General features: G+C 33.7%; 23 protein-coding genes, 2 other RNA genes, 1 pseudogene and 2 riboswitches. Of the genes and pseudogenes, 3 read left to right on the forward strand and 23 right to left on the reverse strand.

Annotated elements, in window-relative coordinates; all coding sequences use genetic code 11:
• Window position 1: 1 nt before the first annotated feature.
• Entirely contained in the window at window positions 2-862 is an 861-nt protein-coding gene (locus tag AC0NJG_RS07945; protein ID WP_474062971.1) for a GNAT family N-acetyltransferase, read from the reverse strand.
• Between the two features lie 270 nt (window positions 863-1,132).
• Here AC0NJG_RS07945 and AC0NJG_RS07950 point away from each other — a divergent pair.
• A pseudogene (locus AC0NJG_RS07950) lies at window positions 1,133-1,329 on the forward strand (hypothetical protein); the annotation flags it as partial.
• Between the two features lie 115 nt (window positions 1,330-1,444).
• On the opposite strand, the gene AC0NJG_RS07955 reads toward AC0NJG_RS07950, so the two are convergent.
• The 17 genes from AC0NJG_RS07955 to AC0NJG_RS08035 form a co-directional block, all read right to left on the reverse strand.
• Window positions 1,445-2,992, reverse strand: a complete 1,548-nt coding sequence (locus AC0NJG_RS07955) for a hypothetical protein (RefSeq protein WP_474062972.1) — start codon at window positions 2,990-2,992, stop codon at window positions 1,445-1,447.
• A 91-nt stretch (window positions 2,993-3,083) separates the two neighbouring features.
• Complete coding sequence (locus AC0NJG_RS07960; RefSeq protein WP_474062973.1) at window positions 3,084-4,136, reverse strand: glycosyltransferase family 4 protein; 1,053 nt, start codon at window positions 4,134-4,136, stop codon at window positions 3,084-3,086.
• The gene (locus AC0NJG_RS07965; protein WP_088328159.1) at window positions 4,133-4,933 is read right to left on the reverse strand and encodes a glycosyltransferase family 2 protein; all 801 of its coding nucleotides are present in this window, start codon (window positions 4,931-4,933) and stop codon (window positions 4,133-4,135) included. Before AC0NJG_RS07965 ends, AC0NJG_RS07960 begins: the two co-directional genes overlap by 4 nt.
• The gene (locus AC0NJG_RS07970; RefSeq protein WP_087994398.1) at window positions 4,908-6,122 is read right to left on the reverse strand and encodes an O-antigen ligase family protein; all 1,215 of its coding nucleotides are present in this window, start codon (window positions 6,120-6,122) and stop codon (window positions 4,908-4,910) included. The genes AC0NJG_RS07965 and AC0NJG_RS07970 overlap by 26 nt, the downstream gene beginning before the upstream one ends.
• 3 nt (window positions 6,123-6,125) lie before the next feature.
• Complete coding sequence (locus AC0NJG_RS07975) at window positions 6,126-7,562, reverse strand: oligosaccharide flippase family protein (RefSeq protein ID WP_140421321.1); 1,437 nt, start codon at window positions 7,560-7,562, stop codon at window positions 6,126-6,128.
• Window positions 7,563-7,599: 37 nt separating this feature from the next.
• Window positions 7,600-8,238 carry a sugar transferase gene (locus tag AC0NJG_RS07980; RefSeq protein ID WP_088328157.1) on the reverse strand — a complete coding sequence of 213 codons (639 nt, stop codon included), beginning with the start codon at window positions 8,236-8,238 and terminating at the stop codon, window positions 7,600-7,602.
• Window positions 8,239-8,256: 18 nt separating this feature from the next.
• Window positions 8,257-8,877 (reverse strand): CpsD/CapB family tyrosine-protein kinase, encoded by a 621-nt coding sequence (locus AC0NJG_RS07985; RefSeq protein WP_140421320.1) that lies wholly within the window; start codon window positions 8,875-8,877, stop codon window positions 8,257-8,259.
• Entirely contained in the window at window positions 8,864-9,607 is a 744-nt protein-coding gene (locus AC0NJG_RS07990) for a YveK family protein (protein ID WP_087951892.1), read from the reverse strand. Before AC0NJG_RS07990 ends, AC0NJG_RS07985 begins: the two co-directional genes overlap by 14 nt.
• A complete protein-coding gene (locus tag AC0NJG_RS07995) occupies window positions 9,608-10,801 on the reverse strand; it encodes an acyltransferase family protein (protein ID WP_087951891.1) in 1,194 nt (397 codons plus the stop codon). It lies immediately after the preceding gene.
• Between the two features lie 329 nt (window positions 10,802-11,130).
• Window positions 11,131-11,271 (reverse strand): FbpB family small basic protein, encoded by a 141-nt coding sequence (locus AC0NJG_RS08000; protein ID WP_048527108.1) that lies wholly within the window; start codon window positions 11,269-11,271, stop codon window positions 11,131-11,133.
• Window positions 11,272-11,630: 359 nt separating this feature from the next.
• Window positions 11,631-12,497, reverse strand: coding sequence for a 5'-3' exonuclease (locus AC0NJG_RS08005; protein ID WP_000757054.1), 867 nt, complete (start codon window positions 12,495-12,497; stop codon window positions 11,631-11,633).
• Between the two features lie 129 nt (window positions 12,498-12,626).
• Complete coding sequence (locus AC0NJG_RS08010) at window positions 12,627-13,352, reverse strand: P-type ATPase actuator domain-containing protein (protein WP_087994401.1); 726 nt, start codon at window positions 13,350-13,352, stop codon at window positions 12,627-12,629.
• A gap of 343 nt (window positions 13,353-13,695) precedes the next feature.
• A riboswitch (M-box (ykoK) riboswitch) is annotated at window positions 13,696-13,861 on the reverse strand.
• A gap of 204 nt (window positions 13,862-14,065) precedes the next feature.
• Window positions 14,066-14,249: non-coding RNA, 6S RNA (gene ssrS, locus AC0NJG_RS08015), on the reverse strand.
• Between the two features lie 21 nt (window positions 14,250-14,270).
• Window positions 14,271-14,453: non-coding RNA, 6S RNA (ssrS, locus tag AC0NJG_RS08020), on the reverse strand.
• Between the two features lie 116 nt (window positions 14,454-14,569).
• Window positions 14,570-15,403, reverse strand: a complete 834-nt coding sequence (locus AC0NJG_RS08025; protein WP_088328156.1) for a sulfurtransferase — start codon at window positions 15,401-15,403, stop codon at window positions 14,570-14,572.
• Window positions 15,404-15,405: 2 nt separating this feature from the next.
• On the reverse strand, window positions 15,406-15,678 hold the full coding sequence (locus AC0NJG_RS08030; protein WP_087951888.1) for a YpbS family protein: 273 nt from the start codon (window positions 15,676-15,678) through the stop codon (window positions 15,406-15,408).
• A 21-nt stretch (window positions 15,679-15,699) separates the two neighbouring features.
• Window positions 15,700-16,167 carry a GNAT family N-acetyltransferase gene (locus AC0NJG_RS08035; protein ID WP_087951887.1) on the reverse strand — a complete coding sequence of 156 codons (468 nt, stop codon included), beginning with the start codon at window positions 16,165-16,167 and terminating at the stop codon, window positions 15,700-15,702.
• A gap of 72 nt (window positions 16,168-16,239) precedes the next feature.
• Between AC0NJG_RS08035 and AC0NJG_RS08040 the strand changes: the two genes are divergently transcribed.
• The gene (locus AC0NJG_RS08040) at window positions 16,240-16,494 is read left to right on the forward strand and encodes a DUF3931 domain-containing protein (protein ID WP_000369737.1); all 255 of its coding nucleotides are present in this window, start codon (window positions 16,240-16,242) and stop codon (window positions 16,492-16,494) included.
• Between the two features lie 3 nt (window positions 16,495-16,497).
• On the opposite strand, the gene AC0NJG_RS08045 is transcribed toward AC0NJG_RS08040, so the two are convergent.
• Window positions 16,498-20,157 carry a dynamin family protein gene (locus AC0NJG_RS08045; protein WP_087994404.1) on the reverse strand — a complete coding sequence of 1,220 codons (3,660 nt, stop codon included), beginning with the start codon at window positions 20,155-20,157 and terminating at the stop codon, window positions 16,498-16,500.
• A 551-nt stretch (window positions 20,158-20,708) separates the two neighbouring features.
• On the opposite strand from AC0NJG_RS08045, the gene AC0NJG_RS08050 reads away from it, so the two are divergent.
• Window positions 20,709-21,872: a DUF418 domain-containing protein gene (locus AC0NJG_RS08050; RefSeq protein ID WP_474062974.1), complete on the forward strand. Its 1,164-nt coding sequence runs from the start codon at window positions 20,709-20,711 to the stop codon at window positions 21,870-21,872.
• Between the two features lie 16 nt (window positions 21,873-21,888).
• Here AC0NJG_RS08050 and pbuX read toward each other — a convergent pair whose 3' ends face one another.
• The 4 genes from pbuX to AC0NJG_RS08070 all read right to left on the reverse strand — a co-directional run bounded on the left by pbuX (window position 21,889) and on the right by AC0NJG_RS08070 (window position 25,495).
• Window positions 21,889-23,211: a xanthine permease PbuX gene (gene pbuX, locus AC0NJG_RS08055; protein ID WP_087994407.1), complete on the reverse strand. Its 1,323-nt coding sequence runs from the start codon at window positions 23,209-23,211 to the stop codon at window positions 21,889-21,891.
• Between the two features lie 3 nt (window positions 23,212-23,214).
• Complete coding sequence (locus AC0NJG_RS08060; RefSeq protein ID WP_087951883.1) at window positions 23,215-23,808, reverse strand: xanthine phosphoribosyltransferase; 594 nt, start codon at window positions 23,806-23,808, stop codon at window positions 23,215-23,217.
• Window positions 23,809-23,917: 109 nt separating this feature from the next.
• Window positions 23,918-24,019: riboswitch (purine riboswitch) on the reverse strand.
• A gap of 116 nt (window positions 24,020-24,135) precedes the next feature.
• Window positions 24,136-24,882, reverse strand: a complete 747-nt coding sequence (locus AC0NJG_RS08065; protein ID WP_088328154.1) for a type I methionyl aminopeptidase — start codon at window positions 24,880-24,882, stop codon at window positions 24,136-24,138.
• A 139-nt stretch (window positions 24,883-25,021) separates the two neighbouring features.
• On the reverse strand, window positions 25,022-25,495 hold the full coding sequence (locus AC0NJG_RS08070; protein ID WP_088328153.1) for a GNAT family N-acetyltransferase: 474 nt from the start codon (window positions 25,493-25,495) through the stop codon (window positions 25,022-25,024).
• Window positions 25,496-25,514 lie beyond the last annotated feature (19 nt).

The following is a 25,514-nucleotide window of genomic DNA, read 5'->3' on the forward strand; positions in this document are numbered from 1 at the left end:
TTTAGCCAAAAATTTGCGCTGCAATACTGTATAGTTCTCCATTTCTTTTCAATAATTGATCACTATTTTTCAACATAATGGGTGGTATATTCGCCCTTTTAAAACCAGCAATCTCTAACTCTTTCAGAAAATCGTCCTTTCCTTCTGTTACATCTATTCTTAATCTCCCATTATGTCCCCTTGCTAAAGCATGTACAATTCTCATTGCCATCGCATCATTTTTAGCAACAACCTGCCCTATTATTTTATTTTCTGGTGTTTGTATGCTTAAACCGTAACCTAATACATTTTGTTCCTTATCCTTTACAACGACACATTGTTCACTTTGCATAATTCTTTTCTTTAAAAACTCTTTTCTATTTGTTCCAAACGCATATTCATCTAATTTTATTATTTCTTCTAAATCACACTCCTCATAATTCATCATATAATCTTCATTTCTCATACAATAATTATTCACATTGTACGAGTTACATATGTATTTAGAAACATAACTTACTGCTCTAAATCCCAATTTTTCATATAAAGGCTTTCCCTCGTCCGTAGCAATAAGCATAATAGGAGTTTGAGCCGATACGCTCTTCATGCATGCACTCGTTATCGCCTTTCCAATCCCTCTCCCCTTATAATCTGGATGTACAATTACCATTCCTATTGACGCTAACGCCTCTCCGTATAATATAATTGCAGCACTTGCAATCAGTTCTTTTCTTTCATTCCATACGCCATATACAATACCTGAGTGAAAAACCGTTTCAATTTCTTCTCTGTTATAATCCCAACCAATATAAGAAGATAATGCTACAATATCGCCAATTTGTTCTTCCCTAAGACGCTCTACTCTAATTTCCAATTTAACCATACTCTATCCCCTTATCTAGACATTTCATTTATTCTTCCCGAATCACCTTGTACATGTTTCCCTTTATCTGTTCCTATTTTGACCACGAATATGAGGTGACAACATTCCTATAAGAATTAAATACAATAGCAATAAAAAACATACTGATGCAACATTAACCATATAAAAAATAGTTCTATCGTTATTTTTAATATTCCTGCTAGTAGTAGTACTAGTCTTTATGTAGAATCTATTTTCCGATTGAAAACCATCTATCTTATGATTAAAATATTACAGCTTCAAATCTCGCTACAGATCCATCAATCACAGTAACCGTTACGAGTAACGAAAACATCGTCACCTTTGTTCCAGAAAATCCAGATCAAACACTTCCAAATTTTAATTACTTCTTTGACGGTGAACGCTTCATACGGATTACTCCTCGAAATGTACGAAATTACCTTTGGACTTGGATTTGGCGGGATTAAATGAAATAAAAAGAGATTGTAGTTTGGTTGAAACCAAATTACAATCTCTTTTTGTTTCATTCTCTTTATCGTACTACTTAATAACTCGTCCAAGCATTTATAACCGAGCATCATCTCAAGTTAATTTAGTCGTAATAAGTTGGCCAGCCTCATTAATCGTTACTTTCCATTTCGCTCCACTAGCAGTCTTCATGACGATACCTTTACTTGCTTCTATTTCAATATCTCCAAACATTCTTCCGCCTGTTGTCGCTAACCAAGCATTTCCATTCTCCATAGAAGACCTCGCAAACATACGATTAATTCGAAAACGTTTATGGTCTTGAACGTAACCACTGAGTGTAATTCTTACTTTATATAGTTGACTCGCCTTCATATTCGATATAATTGTATCGCCTACATTTAATGGAACATCCGATGCAACAACCCAATTTCCAGTTGCACTTAATGCATACTCAATTTTAATTTTCTTCGGGCTCTCTCCCCACCCAAAATACATGCCAAAACAATTCAGCATTTGGATTGGATTTTTCGTAAAATCTAGTTCAATCACAACTGGATTACTATCTGGAACATCGATATAGTTTACACTTTGTTCATCTATTAAATTAAAACAATTTGCAAGATTCCCACCGTAAGGTAATTTCCCACTTGCTTGCTTAACAGTATACTTCTGCTGAGCATTTACTAATATATCATCTTGGTTCCCTATTAAATGTGGTTTATTTAACGTAATTGGCAACTGAACCCGAAGAGATTCTTCATAGGTAGACTTACAAACATTGTATTGTCCTTTATCGACAATCGTTGTGGAAAGTAAATTCGAAAAAAGATAGTTACGATGCGAATTAGAAGAAAATTCAATGACAATCGGTTCGCTACTCATCCGGTACGTATCCCAAATCATACAATCAAATGTATTATAGGCACCCGTACAACGAATTACTTTTTTCGTTTGCTGTCTACATTGTACTTGAATATCATGAAATGTATTGCCTGAACTTTCATTTGGCAAATCACTATTTCCATCTACTTCAATCCCATACTGACATCCATCAATAAATATAGATTGAAATACATTTGCGTTAATCCAGCAAGGTGTATTTATATCATCTATAAATTCTGTCTTTAAATGTATTGCAGTTTGAAAGTTTTTAATTTGAATAAAGTTAACTTGAAAAAAACTAATATAGTCCCATGCTTTTTGACAATAAAAGTGTATAGCCTTTCCTTTATATGACGACGTTGCATTTAATATATTTATATTTGATATAAGAGAGTAATTAGGAACTTCTATTTGTTGTGAACCAGAAACATACATAACTGCAGATTGAAACAGTGGATTTATAACTTGAACTGTACCACCTGTTATAGACGCATTTTGTTGCAGTTCAAACGCATTAAAATCTCCATCAATTTGCAACGTAACAGTAGGATCCAGCTCTAATCTTACGTTTGATTTAATAACAATCGGCTTTACAATTTTGTACGTATTTACCCCTGTAATTCTAACCGTCGAAATTCGATTCACTACACAATAATTTATAGCTTGCTGAATTGCTAATGAACTATCATTTCCCGAGTTTGGAACTGCTCCAAAACAATCAATATGAACGCTATTTTCTGGTGCACAATCTTCTTGGGAAGAAATATATTCTGACAAAATAAATTCACTCCTCATATTACCTTTTTCATATAATATGTGAGTTTTATCTTAAAAGTTTCTATAATAAAAAAACAAACGACTTCTACAGTCATTTGTTTAATTCATATAAATCTTTCGTTTCTTCTATCATTTTCGTTAACGAGAAATATCTCTCTGCTTTCTCTCGTGCTTTCAGTCTAATACCATTCACCTTTTCTTCATTCTCTTTTAAGTCCTCAAGCGCACTTACGAACATAAATTCGCAATATTCAGATATCAAAACACCTGATTCTCCATCTATTACCGCTTCATTTATTCCGCCGACATCTATTGAAATAATTGGTGTTCCTGTGGCCATCGCTTCAATTACCACCATCGGAAACACTTCACGAAAAGATAATAAAAGTAGGGCATCCATATTTCCTATAAATCTATGTGGTTCCGAAATATTCCCTAACATCTTTACATTTTGCTGCAATCCATACTTTTCTATTTCTTTCATAATAGACTCTTTCTCTGGTCCATCACCAGCAATATAAAACTTAAAATCATCTCTCTTTTTCAACACATTTGCAATTTTTACAAATAGTTGATGGTTTTTTTCTTTGGATAATCTAGCTAATATCCCTACATGATAAGTAGATTCTGCCTTTTTCTGCCGAAATAAAAACTTTTCAATATCCACACCGTTATAAATCGTCTTTATTTTTTCTGCAGCTACATGCATTGAAATTAAATTATTTTTTTCAAACTCACTTACTGTAATAATATTGTTCACATATTTATTCATGAAATAACGAAAAAGAATTGGCATTTTCTTTTCTAATATCGTTACATTATGTTTCGTATACAAAACCTTTATCTTTTTTTTCATAAACTTTTGAAGTAGAATTGAATATAAAACCATTCGTAAACTATTTGCATGAATAATTTCTATCTTTCGATCACATATTTCTCTTCCCAAGTAATAAATATTTCTCAAATGATTCCATCGACTAAGCAACATGAAATTTTCTTTTCTAGTAAGAGATTCATATAGTTCTCCATCACCTGCAGCTGTATAAAATGTAAAGTTCTCATCACGCAAATTGCTTTCCAATTTACAGAAATAACTTTCAGCTCCTCCAGTTATCAATTTGTCTGTCATCAACAATATATTCATAATTGCGTCTTCCCAACTACATTGATTTTATTTTTTCTATAGGCATGAAAAGCATACTTACTAAAATAGTAAAAAATTTGCACCGCATTTAATCGTTTTTGTTCCTTTAATAATTTCCAATACCGAAAAGCCGCTCTCACTTTATTTCTCGAAACAGAATTTTCTACAATTCTATACTTCGCTAACACTTGCTGTATTCCTTTCGCTTCATGCCCTTCATGTAATAAGTTTAGCCATAGCGCTGTATCTTCCGGCTGCACATTAGGCATTTCAATATGGGAAATTTTTTCACGATCAATCATTACTGTTAAACAACCGATAATTGTATTTCCTGCCAAATGATAATAGTCAACAGATTTTGGTACATTCACTTCTCGATTTAGTTCATTACCGTTTTCATCGATTAAACTATACGATGCATACGAAAAGGCCGCATTCATTTCTTCCATAAATAACAATTGTGTCTTCAATTTATTTGGCAACCATATATCATCGCTATCTAAAAAAGCAATATATCTTCCTCTCGCCTCTTCAATCGCTAAATTCCGAGATTTCGCAGCACCAACATTTTCTTTTAATGATATTAGCCTAATACGCGAGTCCCCTTCTATTATCTCTTTAATTTTTGTAGCAGATTGGTCAGTTGAAGCGTCATCAACGATAATCATTTCCCAATTTTCATATGATTGATTTTGTACTGATAAAATCGTCTCACCTATAAATCGTATACTATTATAAGAAGGTGTTATTACAGAAACATGAGGCGCCTTATTATGTGCTGATAGACATTTTACCATCTACCTTTCCCCTTCCTTCATATATTGAAATGTACTTCACAACTATTGCTAAAAATAAAAAGAACGCTTCGTTAATAATGAGTGACAATGACATCATCTGAAATAAAAATCCAATCATAGTTAATAAAAGATACGGTTTTTCACGAAATAGAGTATACTGCGTTAATTTAAACATTAATATGCATAAAAAAGCGCTATATAAAAGAAAACCAATTGTACCCGATTCAGACAAAATTTCTAAAAATGTATTGTGCACATATAATTTTTCATTAAATTGAAACTCATAATAATTCGAAAAATTAAACGCACCAATTCCGATATATGGATTGGATACATAATATTTAAAAGCAGCTTCCCATAATGTAAATCTTCCACTTCCATTATCATGCGAAAAATCAGAAATTCGTTTATTCAATATGTCATCCAATTGGCCACCCATTACACTATTCGATAAACTGAAGATTACTACACCAAACAATAGTAAACACATTATTATTTTTATTTTTTTTGCAAAACTAGATGTACATACATATACAAAAACGACGAGCACAAGTGCTAATATCCCTCCCCTTGAGAAAGTTAATAAACTTGTCGTCACACATAAAATCAATCCTAAAATGTTCGTTATATTATGTAGGTTTGTCATATAATACATAAAAAATATTGTATTATAAAAAATAAAAATGTTAGGATCATCTAGCAAACCAATTAACCTTGGGTATCCTCTATCAACTAATAGTCCGGCAAAAATTTCTCTTTCTTCTCCACCGTACAATCCAAAGTGCTGTAAACCGACTATATACAGTATTAGACTTACAATATTAAATATAATTCCTACATAGACAATAGATGATTCAAGTGTTGCTATTTCAACATTCCCTACTAAATTTCTCATTATAAAATAACACCCTAAAACAAGTAACACACCAAAAATCATACGAATACTAGCATGTAAATATATAGAAAGAATTCCACTGAAACAATAAATGAAATAAAATAGTAAAAATACAACTTCATGAAAATATAGCTTTTGAATATGAAAGTTTTTAACTGTTAAACAAAAATATATGACTAAAAAAATCATATATATCTTCAGCGAAAATCCAATATATATATTGTATTTACTTAACATGACAAATAATATTAAGAGCATAATCCATTTCATCGATATTTTCATATTATTTTCCATAGGCTATATCCCCTGTTTCGTAATATAATCCTTTTTACGTGTTTTTGTTATAAACGAGAGAAGAAGTTTTTTCAGCTCATAGTCATATAGGAATATACCCACTACTACGATTAACGTATTAAGAACGAGCGCAATGAAATGATATGTATGCAATATATATTGCACCCCAATAAAAGTTACGCCAAAATAAATTGTATAAGGTATGACAATTTGAAATACAATTTTCCCCTTCACTACACTTACCGCTATATACCCAACTAAGGCTACAATTTCAAATAAAACCATAGCATAAGCCGCTCCTATCACTCCACCAATACTACTAAAGCTATAAAGCATAATCCCACCTATCACTAATGCTATACATTGCACAACCGTTCTTTTATTTTGACGTCCACTCGTTGTTAAACCATCAGCTATAGCAATATTTAAACTTTGCAGTGCAATGAGAAATGATAATATTTGGAGTGGCTCTACTGCATTTTTCCATTCCTCATGAAAAAATATAGAAATAAAGTAAGGTGCTAAATGATATAAACCTAGCGTCATACATATTCCCACGATCGCCATTAATTTTATTTGAAGTAAGTTTAATTTCGTATGCTCTTCTAATTTATTCTGATTATAATGCTTAAAGAGCACTGGATAAAACGCCCCTGCAATCACCCCCGGTACTTGATATAAAGCCGCTGGCATCCGATACGCCACCGCGAAAACACCTAACATACTTAATGGCAGTGTATAGTTAAGTAAGATAGGTGCTAATTGTGGCGTACTCATTATTAAAAAACCACTAATAATAAAAGGTGTTACTTGCCAAAACAACGCTTTATGAATTACAACTTTCATATTCACATTCGTCTTTCTTTTCATTACATATATACTGCATATACCACCAATCATATAACCCAATCCATATAAACGCGCAGTTATATAAACTGGTAACTCTCCGAAAATACAAAAACATGTAATGATACTGACAACTGCCGCTGATACAACTTTAATAAGTGCTATATACTTCATACGCTCCGTTAGCTGAAAGTAGGCAATCCCTATATTTTGCCAAGTTAATCCTATTAACATGAAAAACATTACGTTTATCATCATATAAATCAAATTTTTATCCGCATACATATAATGAATAGCAATATAGCCAATTATAGAAATAAAAATAAGTAGAATCATCCTTACCTTTATATACGACGATAAAATCATCTCTAAGTCTATTCCATCTTTTGCCCCTTCTCGAAGAAACGTATTCGTAAGTCCTAAATCTGTAAAAAATAACATAACAAACGTCACTGCTATAGCAACACTAAACATCCCATAATTTTGTGCATTAAAAAAATTTGCTAAAGCAATTAAACTCACAGCCTGAAGAAGATTAGCTAAAATCGTGCTATAAAATAGATGGATAATATTATTTAAAATCGATCTACCCATACCTGTTCTCCTTTGCAAGCAACCTACTTACATATATTTATCTTGCACCATTACCATTCAATACGATTAAAACAGTTTTACATAAAATATGAATGTCCATCTTAATCGTTTTCATTTCAATATACTCCATGTCCCATTTCAACTTTTCTTTTGGATCAAGATCATACCCGCCATTTATTTGTGCCCATCCTGTTAACCCTGGCTTCACAATTAAACGTTCCTTGAATTCCGGAATATAGGCATCAAATTGTTTATAAAAATACTCTCTCTCTGGCCTAGGTCCAACAAAAGACATATCGCCTTTTAAAATATTGAAAAGTTGCGGCAATTCATCAATTCTCGTTTTTCTTATAAATGATCCAACTTTAGTAATTCTTGGATCATTTTCATCTGCCCATTGCGGTCCATTTATTTCAGCATCTTTTACCATCGACCTTAATTTAAATATATTAAATTTCTTTCCATTCATCCCTAAACGTTCTTGAAAATAAATTGGAGCTCCTGCTGTTTCGAAAGCAATTATAATACAAAAAAACAACATAGTTGGCAGCGTTACTAGTAACAATATGAGTGAAAATATAATATCAAACAAGCGCTTTATACTTCGATTCAAAATACTGGTCTTTTCTTGGGCCGGAATCGTATACAACTTGGCTTGATTTGTTTCACGAATCATAGATCGTTACCCCCACATTCAAGAATATAAAACTATACCTATTAATTCACATTCTTTCTTCTTTATATTTGCTATCACTTTTTGCACAGTATGTAGGGAATCTTTTCTCCTTTTAACCGCTAAGACCACTCCATCGCATTTCCCTGCAATCATGTGCGTAGCAGGAAGCTCAAATACTTCAGAGGAATACAAGAAAATGTAATCAAAATCTTCCTTCCATTTTGCAATTACATAATCAAATTCATCTGTAGCAACTAAAGGTGTACCAGTGTGTACTGTTTTTTTTGCAGGAATACAATATAAGTATTTAGATAAGTTACTAGAGAAAGTTTCATAACTACAGGAGGGATCGCTTATTATATCATTCACTGTTTTCGTATGGTTGCTTTGTAATAGTAGATGTAGCTTAGGATCGGAAAAATTCACATCGATAAGTAACACCTTTTTTTTCATTTCTGCAAACACTAGCCCTATATTGACTATAAGCGAGGCAACAACGCCTCTATCCTTCGTTGAACTAATTGTGAACACTTGTTTCCCCGATTTTTTCAACTCGTGATACAGCGTATAAAACTGCTCTTTCATTAAAGCATTATGCGGATCAAATGGAAGCTGTTTCTTTGTCTTAAACATCGACATGTTCACCTCGATATATAGATGATTGCGTATCAACTTCTGTAGATTTCTTTTTTCTTTTCGGTTTCATATTTATGTAGCAAATAACAGGGATTGTTGTTATTTTCTCCAAATCTTGTTCCACGTATATACGCTCATCAAAATAATCTCGAAATATAGCTAAACCTACCCCAACAAAAAAACTAACAAGTAAAGAGATAGGGATAATAAGTTGAAATTTCGGAAACAACTTTTCTGCATTTTCCTGTAACTCAGGGTCAGTTAATATTTTTACTCCCTGTACATTCGTATACTGTTGAAAACTTTTTTGAGATTGTTCTGCCAGTGACTTTACGATTTCTTTTACAATTTTAGAATCCGAATCTTTTACTGTAACAGTAACAATTTGTGAATTGTCCATATTCACTACTGAAATCTTTTGAGCTAATTCATAACTTGATTGCTCTAATTTCAAAGTTTTTTTGACGGTTGAAATAATAAGTGGACTTTTTAAAATATCAACATACGAAGTTACGAGCTGCTTATTTTCCTGTGTTTTATTTGTTGAATTTTCCTTATTAAACTCATCTAGATTCCCAACGAGAATTTGTGTTGAATATTGATATGAAGGCTTTAATACGTACATAGAGATAAGAATTAGAGAAACAGTTAAACAGCACATCGTCAAAAAAATTGTTACTATCCTTCTTTTCAATAACTGTTGAAAATCCTTCATACTAATTTCTTGCTTCAATTATTTCACCGCCTTTGTCTGATTCATATTCTGCACATCATTCTTTACAGATAACCCTTTCTTCTTTCTATTCGCTTGCTTTGTTACATACTTTCCGACTCTGAATGCAAATTTTTCTACAGATATATACGAAAGCATTGCAAGTATAAATGAAAAAACGAGTGAAAAAATTAAAATGATAGGCAACGGTAATATTTCATGGAGCATGTATATAAGGGAAAATAACGATATGATATGGTATAAATAAAGACTATAAGAAATCTTCCCCAAATATAACAAGTATTTATTACGCAGCAACGACGAAAAAGTTGATACTGATAAACTTAATATGACAAATAAACATGCACTTATCGCTACTACGTAGTCTCGCAATATAAAATTATTGAGCACTTTAATTTCTCCGATAAGCCCTTCATACATATAAAGTAAAATCGCTAATAAAAACCATGCAATTTTCTCATTTTTAGTACGATTACTATAAAAAACTATTACATTATTTTTATACTTCGCAACTAGTGCCCCTAGTAAAAACAGTACTGTGTAATGCAGGGTTAATGCATAGCTTGTTAATGTTAAACTTGAGTGAAATAATAATAGAATCCCGACAGAACATATACTAAAACTAAACAATATCAATAACGAATCTCTCAACGTTTTTCGTAAACAAACCATCAAAACTAACGGGAAAATTATTGATATTCGCATTTCATGAACAAGTGACCAAATTACGCCGTTATATGCATCTGTATTATATTTCCCAACCAATAATATATGCTGCACGATTAGGCTTAAAGAACTTTCAATCGTCCATGAGCGATTAAACCATTCACTTAAATGAGAAATTCCATATTCACTCATTGTAGTTTGGCATAAAATAGCTATAAGTATTGCTACAATATATGGAATATAGATTCTGCATATACGCTTTAAAAGGAAGGACCCATAACTATCGTAGTTGTTTTGAATGGATCTATACAAAACAAATCCACTCAAAACAAAAAAGATAATAACAGATTCGTTACCACTACTAAAAATTAGACGAGCAGGTGTTTCTTTTAATAGATACATAACAAATGGTTTATTATCTTCATAACTGTAATTTTGAAATACTGAAAAAATCATTAAATGATGACCAATCATTACTACCAATGAGGAAATTCCTCGAATTGAATCCAGTTCTTCATACCTATCCATCGTTTTATATCAACTCCTAATGAAATGATAATAATCATTTCAAAGCGACACCATTATTCATATTCCTCTCCTTTCTTTTCATTCCAATTTTTCATATTAAAATGATTTATAGCGTAATTTTGAATGTATTGTAACATTTTTTGTAATATTATGAATAGAAATTCTCTTAAATTGGTATATACCAATTTCAACCTCGAAAAATGAAAAAAATTGGTAGAAAAACACTATGAAAATATCTTGTATATTTACAAAAATTAAAGAGGGAAATATAGTTATTTCAATATAAAACAAAAAAGATAGCCTTTATCGGCTATCTTTTTTTACCTTATTTAGTTGCTCGAGCCACTATATGCGACATGTCGTTTCTCAATTCGTTCCTCAATTTCTTTCATATTTTCTTTATTATTTAATAGTGATTGTTTATTTTCAATTAATAATTGTTTAAAAGATTTTCTCACTTTTTTTCTCATTTTTTATTGTCCTCCTTGGGGGATGGTTTATATAAAAGATAACGAATTATCTGGTTGTTCTTATAATAATTGATTGTTGTGAATTCCATTTGAACTTTACATGAAAATTCCGTTTATTTTCTGACAACTTTGTGAACACGAAAAAGAGATCTACGTAAAACAGTTTTGTAGTTGCTTCATTTCATTACATAAATCGCCATTTACGTCATCTTATATCAATTTTACCTTGTCGAAATATTTATATATTTCAAGCTACATTCCATATACTTTCATCTACTAAAATTCTTTTTTTCAAAATAAAAAAGAAGGTGTCACCTAGTCAAACTTCGACTCATGCAACATCCTTCTTTTCAAACTATTTACAACATATTGATTAACATTTCAGGTCTTCCCCAATTCATTTCTTCACAAACGAATCGTAGTTTTTCTTCATCTATTGTGTGTAATCCTTCTTCTAGTGAACATGAAATAGGAACTTCACAATGAATTTGTGCTAATTGTAATGAAATATTTAAATTCTCTAAATCACTTTCAATCTTCGTACGTTGCGCTTTCGTTAATGATGCCACATTTTCTAGTACAGTTGCTACTGTACCATGTTCTTGTATAAGCTTATATGCTGTTTTTTCACCAATACCTTTTACACCTGGATAATTATCACTTGTATCTCCCATAAAAGCTTTCGCATGAACAATTTGCCAAGGTTCTACACCTTTTTCTTCCATAATTTTCTCCGGTGTGTAATACTCGTAATTTCCAATTCCTTTACGCAAAAGCATAACTGTAACGTTCTTATCAACAAGCTGAAGTAAATCCGTATCACCTGTTAAAATATAAACTTCCGCTTCATTGCAATATTGTTTTGCCAGTGTACCGATACAATCATCGGCTTCATACCCTTTCATACCGATAACTGGAACAGATAATTTTGCAGTCATTTCTTGCACTAGATCAAATTGTGGAATTAATTCTTCAGGCGGCGCTGCACGATTCGCTTTATAATTTGAGAACGATTCTGTTCTAAATGTTGTACTTCCCATATCCCAGCATGTTACGATGTGTGTCGGTTCAATTGCTTGCATTGCCGTTAATAAATGTTTCATATAACCATGAATCCCGTTTGTAGGGGTACCATCTTGTCGTTTCATAAACTGCCCGTAGACACTTGTTGCATAAAAAGCACGAAATAATAGTGCCATACCATCAACTAATAATACTTTTTTCATAATTCCTCTCCTACCAAAAAAATAATAACCTCACGTCATCACGTAAGGTTATATAAATAGATTACCATTCTACGTTTTTCAACTTTGTCTATTATACATTGTTTTTGTATATTTAGCATCATTTACGCATTAAGACGTTCTACTACAACAAGTATGAAGAATCCCTGTATACGTATTTTTCCCAGTTGAAACTACTACAGCTTTTGCATTTCCACTAACAATATACGTCCCTTTGAAACATACATTTTCAAGTTCAAGTGGATTATAGTCTTTCATTCTTTTCAAAGGAATAAATCGTTTGCGTTCAAGATGATAGCAACTTTCAAATTTCTCAATACTCGCATCGTTTCCTGTTATCACAGATTCATTTACTAATAGATCATTTGCATAAATGATACGTACATCTGCTGGTACTGTATCACCTTCTGAAAGGAAAATCATATCTCCAGGAACAAGCTCTTGTACTGGCAAATCCATCATTTTTAATTCACCGTTTAAACCTGTTACACTAGAACATTCTACTCGAGACACAGTAATCTTCTCACATTGTAATCCATCTCTCACATTTTGTTTTGAAAAACCTGGGATCATTCCACCTAGCTTCATCATCACTTCCGCAATACGAGCTCTTTTTGAAGTTAATTCATTTCGGCCGTATACTTGAATACGTTTTTGTGCCTCTTTCATAGATAATCCATCTCTTGTTGTTTTAAAATACGCAAATACAGATTTTACATCTCTCGTTGCGATTTCAATTAATAAATCTTTATTTTTTTGAAGCAATGTTTGTTCTTTCATTGATTTTTTACTTAATTTATATGACGTGTTACCCACAGTTTTGTTTGCATATAACATATTATCGTCTCCTCCTTTAGAACATAGGAAGAAACGCTTTGTTTCTCAATTTATCCACTTTACTGTGAAAGTGTCTAGCGCTTAAACATACATATAAACGCTACATGATGATAAATATAAAGGGAGGAACAAGTCGTTTCCTGCCTACATCATATATTTTTGATTTGAAGTATATGGGTAACGGAACCGAGTCAGAATTTGACATGCTCCTCACCTCCTCGTTTCATTTTATAGTTTATACTATGAAATTACTCATAGCTTTGTAACAAAAAGACCTTTACTCCGAAAAGAGTAAAGGCCATGACATACACAAATAAACGATTCCTAATACAATTAGAAATCTACGGACCTCTCCCTCGCCGAGTTTTAGCACTGTATAGCATAGGTACATTACCAGCTACGTTAAGAAAAACCTTAATTCGATCATTCCTGTTGACCCATTGGCGTCTCTCGACATTTTTGGGCAGTAGCATTTCTCTATACAGGAGCCTCACCTAACAGAGACTTATTTTTATTACATAGAAAATGTTACTCTTATTTAAAATAGATGTCAACAGTAGCCTACATTTTTTTCGAAAGGTATAACAAACTAACCTAGATATAATAAAGACAGAAAGTGCTATATTTATTACGGAAACTTCACAGGTGAATCCAGATAACATGGATATATGTATACAACAAAAAAACCTTACGTATAAAACGTAAGGTTTTTATATAGCCCCACATATGCCGTTCTCTCTAGATGTCCATAAACCTGCTCTCACAGGTGGATGCTCTCACAAATGTTTGTAACTTCCTTCTTAAAAAGATGGCATGTTAGCTACATTTAAATATTGAACTTCCATATTAAACTTATTGGTTTAAGACATACATAAGCTACGTACACCGTAGGAATTTTATATAATGTTAGTTGAAATAAGACCCCCGCACGTGCCGCTCCTCGTAAATGTCCAAAAACCCGCTACTCGCAGGTGGATGCCCTCACAGTTACCGTACATCTTCCTCCACAAGGAAGGCTTGATGATGGTCGCTAAATATTGAGCTTCCGTATAACTAACATCGGTTTTAGACATAAATAAGTTACGTACACCGCAGGATGTATTATTTACTTGTCGTAATATTATCACATTGTTTCCAATGTGTAAAATACAAAGTTTTTTGAGCAATCTCTTGCTTGTGACCTTATTTTAATACAAATTATTTTTGCATGCAAGTGATTAATCTTCTTCTTTTGCAATTTGATTTTCTGGATAAGAAATCCAATCACTCCAGCTACCTGCATACAATTTAACATTTTGGAATCCAGCTAATTTCAATGCAACGATATTTGGACATGCTGTAACACCAGAACCACAATATACAATTGTTTCCTTATCTTTCGAAAGATTTTGGAATCGTTCTTGTTGCCCAGCTTCATTCTTAAATTGCCCTGATTGCAGCATTCCATCCTTCCAAAAATAATTTACTGCCGTTGGGATATGCCCTGCTTTTGGATCAACAAGTTCCTCTGCACCAGCATAACGTTTTGGCTCTCTGGAATCAATTAATGCAACATCTGTACCTGCATGAATATTCTCTCTCACCGTTTCCATCGTTACAAGCATATGATCTTGTATATTTGCTTTGAATGTCTTTCGTATAACAACAGGAATTTCCGGTGTTACCGGTAGTCCATTCTCTTTCCATGCAGGAAATCCGCCATCTAATATATATACTTTCTCATGTCCTACATAATTTAGTAACCACCAGAAACGAGAAGCATTTGCACCCGCTTGACTGTCATATGCAACTACTGTCGTGTGTTCATCAATACCAGCGCGCGAAAGCTTGTCCGCAAACTCCTCAATATTTGGCAACGGATGACGACCACCATGTTCTGTTACAGGACTTGATAAATCTAAATTCAAATCAAAATATAATGCATGAGGAATATGTTCTTCCTCATACTTTTCTCTACCCCAATTAGGATTCGCTAAATCAAAACGACAATCGATTATACGGACGTTCTCATCTTCTATATGCTCACGTAACCATTCGACTGTAACTATCATCTTTAACGACCTTCTTTCTCTTTCAAACGACTTACATACTCCATAACCATTTCTTTTGTAACATATTTACGCTGCAAGGTAACACCATTTTTTGCAAGAGCGTTAATTTGCTTCGTTACAGCATTAATGACATCAACCGAAAATTCTTTCCCATTTGACGCAAGAGATACAGCAGCTTCAATAGCTGCTTCACGCTGCGCATCTAATTGTAAACATGCTTTTACACTTTCATTTTGTTTACGAGAATGTGCTGTAATTGCTTTATGTACTTCCATCTTCTCTTCCCCCTAAATAAGTTATACGTTCTCATTCAATTCCATTGCAAGCCGAATCATATCACGACATACAATCCCATTTTCAATAATCTCTTCTTCATAATGCTTCGAAAAGTAATCAAAATCAATAGAAAAAATACGAAATCCACATTTTTGATAGAAAGCAAGTTGTGAAACACTTGAATTGCCTGTACCAACTTCAAGTTTTGACATACCATATCCTTTAGCAGTTGCTATAGCATGACTTAATAGCTTCTTTCCAATTCCTTTTCCTTGCAAATGCTCTACAACCGCAATATTCATAATTTCCATCGTCTTCGGCCTTGTTTCCAAAATCACATATACACCGATTACATTATCTTCTTGCTTAGCTACATATGTTATCCCTCTTTGTACATATGCACCAATTTGCTGTTCACTTGGATCAGCAAGTAGTAATAAAGACTTCGGTATAGCTTCTTTTGAAATACGTTCTATTACAACAGTCATAAAAAATTCCCCCTTCTCTATTGTTCTAAACCCTCCTTGTCTACCATAAGTAATAGAAAGGAGGGATTCACCATGGACAACAATGAGAAAAAATGCAACGTCATCTCTATTGATGGAAAGAAGAAAAAGAGCGATACGTATTCCCATCCAAAATTAGTAGTAGAAAATAAAACATATGAATTCTCTTCATTCGTCTTATGCGGTGAAACACCAGACGGCAGACGACTCGTTCTTACTCATATGATTTCTACCGATGAATTTGCTGGGTTTGTCAAATCTTTAGATACAGTACTACAAAAGAAAATTGAACGAATCTTTTTCTCATAACGACTACATCACATACATTTCTTTTTCAATCTCTACTAATTGCTTTTGCAATTGTTCCTTACTTTGTTCATATAGTGATACATCAATTGTTTCAGCCAATGCAAATAATACACTTTCATAATAATTCATCACATCTTGCTGCATCACTTTTTGGAATAAGTTCCATTTCAAATCCCACTCTTGCTTATAATGATGAACAAATAAATCTTTTTCATCAGTTACATAGTTTGATACGAGAGGTTCTAATACAGATTTAGCGTCTTCTTGCATAAAGGCTTTGTCATTCTTTTCAAAAAAGCTTTTCTCGTTTTTAAAGTGTGCCAATGCTTTTTTGAAATCTTTTATTTCAACTGAAGGGAACGGTTCTTTATGTGTAATATCTTTATATTCATATTCCACTGTTCCATTCATAGAAATTGATTCATTTTCTACTTTACAGTTCACCACAATTTCATTCTTTGCACGCTTCATCGCTTCATCTATCCATCTTTCAAGGCGTAATGATGTCGCACGCATTTCTTGTAATAAATCATGCTGAATAAATGCTACTAATTCCATAACACACTGCTGCAACTGCACTTTCACATTTCCATCCGTTCGAAGCGATGCTGGATTAATAAATTCAGTAAACACATCGTTATAGCGTAGGAATAGACGTTGTTGCACGTAATAAAGCAATTCTTTCACTTCATTTTGCATCGCCTGTTCTTCAGCAAGCACACTATATGATGAAATAATATGAAGTAGTTGATCACGCTCTGCTTCATATTTTTTCGTTTGCTTCTCTTTCTCTTCATTCCCCTGCTTTGCACCATTTATCATATTTACTAACAGCTGATCTGCCCCTTGCAATGCACCATATAAAGCATGAACAGATACGAGCATTAAATCTCTCATCATAAAGGATGTAAATGATTCCTCGAACTTAGCAATCCCAGAGTTTTGTAAAATACCGTACTTGTCTTTCTCAATATTTTTTCCTTGTTTCTCTTCAAGCGCACATAAACTTGAAATTGCAAATAAACGTGGATTTCTAATACCGTATTGCAGTAGCTGGTCTGCGATATAACCTTTTACCATTTCAAGTTCTTCTTCAGACTCTGCTAAATCGGCCGCATTAATTAAGAAGAACATTTTATCAAGAGCAAAAGTATCCTTTACACGACCAAGCTGAATTAAAAATTCACGGTCAGCACGAGAGAACACGTGATTATAATACGTTACAAACAAAATAGCATCTGCGTTTTTAATATACTGGAACGCAACGTCTGTATGGCGGGCGTTAATAGAATCTGCTCCAGGTGTGTCTACAAGCGCTACCCCTTGCCTTGTTAATGCACAATCATAATAAAGCTCCATGTACTCAACAAAACAAGATTTTTCTTCATTCGCTACATAATCAGAAAACTCATCTAATGTAACTTGTATTTGCTCACCTAAATGCGTAGAAACCGTATCATACCCTTTTTGTACAGCTCGTAAAAAGCTAAATGTTGTTTTTTGCTTTCCAGTTGGTGAAGGGTATTTCATAACTTTATCAATCTGTGCTAACGCTTCATCTAACGTAGTAATTTCATAATGAAACAGTTTATAAACAGCTTTCATATCTTCTAATAAGGCTTGCTTTGATTTAAATTGAACCATTACTGTTCCGTGTGGTTTTTCCTCAGTAACTGGCAAAATTTGATTAATCGTTGCCGTCGTCGGATTTGGTGACACAGGAAGTACTTTATCACCAAGCAATGCATTGGCAAATGATGATTTCCCAGCACTAAAAGCTCCGAATAACGCTACTGTAAATTGTTTCGTTTCCACACGGCGCCTTTTTTCTATTACCTCTTGCTGTACATGTTTCAGCGCTGGCAATGGCTCTAATATCGTTTCAGCTTTCTTCACTTTCTCTAATATACGCTGAATATTTAAAGCTGCCGTTCCTTTTATCTCTTCCTCATGAGCCGCTACGTTATCATTTACAACTTCCTGCTCTTGTAGTGTGAATTTCTCACTTACAATTTGTTTTTTACTTTGCAATATCTCTTCTATTTGCAACCCTTCTGGTGTAGCAACACGCTCATGCCAAACATTTTGTAAATAGCCTTCATATGCCTCCAAGTTGTTACTGTATTGCAATTGTGTTTCTTTCGCCGTTTGCAACATCGTATATGTTTCAATCTCTTCTTCAATACGATCAACTTCTTCTTTCACCTTTTGCTTTAAAACGACTGCACTTTTATCAAAAATTTGCTGTGCTTTTGTAAAATAACGTTTCTTTAATTCATTCGCTACATCCGCTGTATAAAGAAGTAAGTAATCACCAGTGAAACCTGCACCTTGTTTAATTACTTCAGCTAACATTTCTGGTCCAAAAGCAATTTCTAAAGCATATATGTCTTTCCCAATCTCTTCTGTAAACAAACCTTCTTCTTTTAAGAAGGCAACAATAAATTCTTTCACATGAAAATCAAGTTGCGTTTCGACAGTCTTTTGCAAAGCAGAATAAAAAGCATCTAAACGTCTCTGTTTTTCTTGCTCAGTCTTTCCTTTCGCAAATAGTAAACCAACTTTAAATTTTGTTAATTTCGTTTCTAAGTACGCATTTGCCAATTCTCTCATTTCAAATGGCATTAAATACGCGTTATCTAATATAGCTTGTAAGCCTTTTATAAATTCGTTTCTCACATGAGACTCTCTACTAGCCTCGCGATGTTTCGTTTCCGTTAGCTCCTCTTTCCTTTCAACTATTTCTGAAATAGAAAGCGGTGATGCTAACTCTTCCTCATATTTCAAAAGAGCTTTTTCATTTTCAGAAAGAATAAACGAGAAATGTTCCCCCATTAAATATTCTGTTTCTCGCTCCATTCCCTCGCTTACATACTGCTCTTTTTCTTTCATAATAGAAGTAATTAATGTTTCTAGGTTTCTAATTTCGTTATGTGGATGGTTCATCATTCGTAATGAAGTATAATACACGCCATCTACTTCAATATCCCAGTTAGAGAACGATTGTTTTACACTATCTTTATAATCCGCAAACGATAATTCATTTTCTTTATGTTTATCTATTTGATTTACAACGAGATAAACCGTTTTATTACGTTGTTTCAATTCTTTAACAAATTGTAAATTCACTTCCGATTGGACGTGATTATAATCCATCATATAAAAAATTACGTCTGCTAAATGCAGCGTTGATTCTGTCGCTAATTGATGGGCATCATCTGTTGAATCAATCCCTGGTGTATCAACTAGCATAACACCTTCAGGAATTGGAGCATCATTCCGATAAATATGAACACCAATTACCTCATCGCCATCTTTACAAATTTGTTTTAATTCTTCTGCTGAATATGCACCGTCATATTCGTACTGCTCTCCAGATTTAATCGTTACAACAACACGATCAAATCCCTTTTCAATTTTAACGACGTTAGCGCTTGTCGGAATTGGACTTGTCGGTAACAACTGCGCTTTATATAGATGATTCATCATCGTTGATTTCCCTGCTGAGAAGTGACCGCAGAATGCTATCATAAGCTGCTCTCGTTTATATTTTTGAATTACTTCAAACAACTTTAAACTATTCTCTGCATCGCCGTGTTTTTGCCACTCTTCATAAAAACAAACAAGTTTTTTCATACCGTTTGTCTGTACTATGTTTGTCATCCCCTTGTTCCCCTTTATCCAAGATGTATATACTTTTCCCCGCTATTTGCGAGCTCATAATCAAACAAGAGATACATCCCCTCATTGATTACCGTTTCACTTTACTATCATACTAAATTTTCAGCATATTCTCATTAAAAATAAAAAATCCCTTTCATTCTTTTTACAAATGAAAGGGATTTTATGTCATATCACTCATTTTGCTGTTCCTACTCCATTTAAAACATACTTTGCAATAACTGCATATACAGCAACTGTACCTGCTACTAATGCATATACCATACTCATGCACCAACCTTTTTTTGATAATGATTATCACTTTTGAATACATTTTATCATTAAAGAGAATCATTATCAACACTTTTCATAAAGAAAGCCCCTTATAAGAAGGAGCTTCACTGCCTGTTTTGAAAAAAGGTAAAACTTGTTGTGCACTCTTATTATATCTCATAATGCACATCTTAACAGTTTTAAAAATTGGAAATTACCTATATACCCTCCCGTTTACATTTTGTATAATAAAAGGGAATTACTTAACAAGGAGGAAAATAATGACACAAAATATTTCACAAGGCGAGAGGATACACTCCATCGATATTATTAGAGGAATAGCTGTATTAGGTATTTTTCTTGTGAACTGGCCTGTTATTGCTGGCGTTGACTCACGTGATATTACAGGAATTTACGAAGGGATAGACAGCTACATTCGCCTATTTTACGATATGTTTATTCAAACGAAATTTTATACCATTTTTTCGTTTTTATTCGGATTAGGTTTTTATATTTTTATGAATCGTGCTGAGGCAAAAACAGATCGTCCAAAAACTTTATTTGTTCGTCGCTTACTTATTTTATTATTATTTGGTTTCTTGCATTACGTTCTTTTATGGGACGGAGACATTTTACATACTTATGCAATTACTGGTTTTTTCTTATTTTTATTTTATAAGAGAGAGTCACGAACTATTTTAATTTGGTCAATTGTACTATTAAGTTTCATGCAACTGTTCTCATTATTAGGTTCTCTCCTCATGTTAATCGTGCCAGTAGAGGAGTTAGGCCTTTCCACAGCAATTATGCCGTTAGAAAACTGGGGCTTACAAATCACAGACCGATTCTATTCTTTCTACTCTGAAGCAATAAGTAACAGTCTTATTATGCTTCCTGAAACACTAGGATTGTTTTTACTCGGATTATATGCCGGTAAAAAAGACATTTTCCGCCGTGCTAAGGAATTAGATCCAAAACTTAAAAAATGGCAAATCATTATGTTCATTTTAACATTACCGATGTGGTTTATTATGGTTTACTTCTTTATGAACAATCAACCATACACACCATTTTCACTTATGGGTATCACGATGATAAGCGGAAAGACATTATTCATATTCTACATTTTCACGCTCATGCGTTTATTACAAAAAGAAAAATGGCAAAAGATATTACGTCCGTTCCAGTACGTTGGTCGAATGGCATTAACAAATTATATCTCGCATACAATGGTTACGTTGCTTGTATTCGGAATATTGTTCAAAAATGATTATCTTGCTCCATTATGGGTAGGACCACTATTTTGCATCGGTTTCTACACGCTGCAAATCTTTATTAGCCGCTGGTGGCTGTCACGTTACCAATACGGACCACTTGAATATATATGGCGTCTTGGTACGTATGGGAAAATGATGCCACTTAAAAAGAAAAGCAAGGTCTCGTAATGAGACCTTGCTTTTTTTACGCTTCTCTTACTGCACTTTGCATAGACACTGGCTCTTCCTTTACTTTCACTTTACGCTGCGGCACCATATTAAATACGATATTTAAAAGGACTGCTGACGCACTTCCAAGTACGATTCCGTTATCTGTTAAAATACGAATGCTTTCTGGAAGTTGTGAGAATAGTGTCGGAACAACTGTAACCCCAAGCCCAATTCCAACAGAACATGCAACGATTAATAAGTTTTCTTGTCTTCCAAAATCAACGCTACTTAACATTTTAATACCATATGCCATTACCATACCGAACATCGCTAACATTGCACCGCCAAGTACTGATTTCGGAATGATTGTTGTAATAGCTGCGATTTTTGGAATGAACCCAAGAACGATTAACATACCACCGCAAGTATAAATAATAACGCGATTTCTTACTCCAGTTAATTGAACAAGTCCTACGTTTTGAGAGTATGTTGTATACGGAAAGGCGTTGAAAATACCACCTAACACCATCGCTAATCCTTCTGCTCGATACCCTTTTGTTAATTCTTTTTCACCAATCTTTTTATTGCAAATATCAGATAATGCAAAGTAAACACCTGTCGCTTCTACAATCCCTACGCAAGCAACTAAAATCATCGTAATAATTGGCGTTAATTCAAACGTTGGTGTACCGAAGTAAAATGGCTGAATACCATGGAACCAATCTGCTTCTCCAACCGCTTGCAAGCTTACTTTCCCCATAAATGCCGCAACGATTGTACCGAACAATAGACCTAGTAAAATAGAGATCGCACGAATAAATCCGTCAAAGAAACGATACATAATGATGATAAATAGTAACACACCAAATGCTAATGCTAAATTTTCAAGACTACCAAAATCTTTACTTCCTACTCCACCAGCCATATCATTAATAGCGGCAGGAACAAGTGTAACTCCAATTACGGTAACGACAGATCCTGTTACAACAGGGGGAAACAGCTTTACAAGCTTTCCAAATAATTTCGCAAAAATAACAACGAATAACCCCGCAGCAATAATCGCTCCATAAATAGAGGATACGCCGTATTGTTTCCCGATTGCAATCATCGGGCCAACCGCTGTAAATGTACAACCAAGTACAACTGGAAGTCCAATACCGAAAAAGCGATTTGATAATGCTTGTAAAATTGTCGCAACGCCGCACATTAATAAATCAATTGAGACTAAATACGTTAACTCTTTTTGATTTAAACCAAGTCCGCCGCCCACAATAAGCGGAACGATAATTGCACCAGCATACATTGCAAGCATATGCTGCATACCAAGTGATGCGATTTTAAATGGATGTTGCTTCATCGTTTATTTCACCTCCGCAGTTTCTTGCTGTACAAATGTAACTGCGTTATTATCAAGTGATGCAATTTCTGCTAGTGATTCAACACGAACTCCTTGTTCACGAAGCTTCTTTCCTCCATCTTGAAATGCCTTTTCAATAACAATCCCAATTCCTGCAATACTTGCTCCTGCCTGCTCAACTAAACTCATTAAACCTAAAGCAGCCTGACCGTTCGCTAAAAAGTCATCGATAATTAAAACGCGATCACTTTCATCGATATGATTTCGAGATAATGAAATTTCATTCGTTTCTTGTTTTGTAAATGAATATACGTTTGCAACATACATATTATCTTGTAACGTTAACGATTTACGCTTTCTAGCAAAAATCACTTTTACACCAAGTTCTAATGCAGCCATAACCGCTGGTGCAATGCCTGAAGATTCAATCGTCACGATTTTTGTAATGTTCTCTTCTTTAAAACGTTTAGCAAATTCTTTTCCGACTTCTTGCATAAGTACTGGATCAATTTGATGATTTAAAAAAGCATCTACCTTTAATACGTCACCAGATAATACCTTTCCTTCGTTCAAAATCTTTTCTTGTAATACTTTCATGTTTGTTCCCCCTCTTATGCAATAAAAAAAACTCCAAAAGCCGCCACCACTCGTTACAAGTGAGAGACGCGCTTTTGGAGTTTCGCAAAAAAAGAATGCTAAACAAGCAAATATATTCGTCCTCACTCATAGTCAAAGTATTTACGGTACTTCGGTAGAAACTTGCAGGCCATATCCCCGCGATTATATGAGTGTAGCTAACTATTTATTTTATAGAAGGATTATAACGTACTTTTTATACTTTGAAAAGCTTTTATTAATAAAACACGGACAAATTTTATAAAATCATCATTTTCGTTCGAGTTTTGTAAACTCTTTCATTCCCAATTATAACTTCGTTAAAATAATTGGTCCATCTTCTGTAATCGCAATTGTATGCTCATATTGAGCTGATAATTTCCCGTCCATCGTTCTCGCAGTCCATCCATTTAAATCTACTTTCGAATATCGCATACCTACATTGACAATTGGCTCAATCGTAATTACCATTCCTTCTTGTAACTCAGGCCCTTGTCCTTGCTTCCCAAAATGAAAAATTGCTGGCTCTTCATGAATCTCTTTACCGATTCCATGTCCCGTAAAGTCTCTTGCGACAGAAAAACCTTCACTTGCTACATAACTTTCAATTGCATAGCCAATATCTCCTACATGATTACCGATTATCGCCTGATCAATCCCTTTATACAAAGCATTCTCAGCTACTAACAACAACTTTTCTGCTTCATCAGAAACTTTTCCAACTCTATACGTCCAAGCAGAATCTGAAAGACCACCATTTAAGTTTACTACCATGTCAATTGTTACAATCTCACCCTCAGTTAAAGGAACATCGGCCGGAAACGCATGACACATTTCATCGTTTACAGATGCACATATCGCATATGGATATCCTTTGTACCCTTTCTGCTCAGATGTTGCACCATACTGTTCTAAGTATGCTTCAACGAACGTATTAATTTCTTTTGTCGTAATACCCGGTTTCATTATTTTCGCAATTTCTCTATGACATGAAGCAAGTAATTTTCCAGATTCATGCATTAACTCTATTTCATTTTTCGTTTTAATTATACTCATGCTGTCTCTCCTTACTAAACTTGCTATTTACTATTAAACTTCAATCATACACATCCTCTTCCAAAATTTCAAAACTTCCAATTACAAAAAGTATGATTCATTTCTGCATAAAAAAACAGAAGGAGATTCTTCTGTTTTTTTATGCATTTTTACATATATAATTCATTTTCAAAAACTCAAAATAACTACCATTTGTTTTCTGTATAAACGTTCCAACCACTTCAAATCCTGCCCTTTTATACACTTTAATTGCTCTCTTATTAAATTTAGCTACTGATAGTGTTATATACTTGCATCCATATTTTTCTTTACTAAAAGCTAGTATAGCGTTTAAGAACTGTAAACCAAATCCGTTCCCAGTTATATTAGGTCTCATTCCAAGACCTATATCAACCGTTCCAACATTTATTTTACAAACAGTAAAATAACCAATGAGAGTGCCATTTTCCCTCACAGAAAATGTATGATCCCCTCTACTTTCATCATGTAAAAATTCAGCTAAATCTTCTTCATCTGCCTCTATATCGTAAAAGGAATATTTCCCTTCATAATGCCAGTTGTATGCAATTTCTTCTGCTTCTTCTTGCGTCATTACTGTATAAGTATACTCCATTTTTCTATCCCCTTTAAAA

Source organism: Bacillus sp. SSR7 (assembly GCF_055902415.1).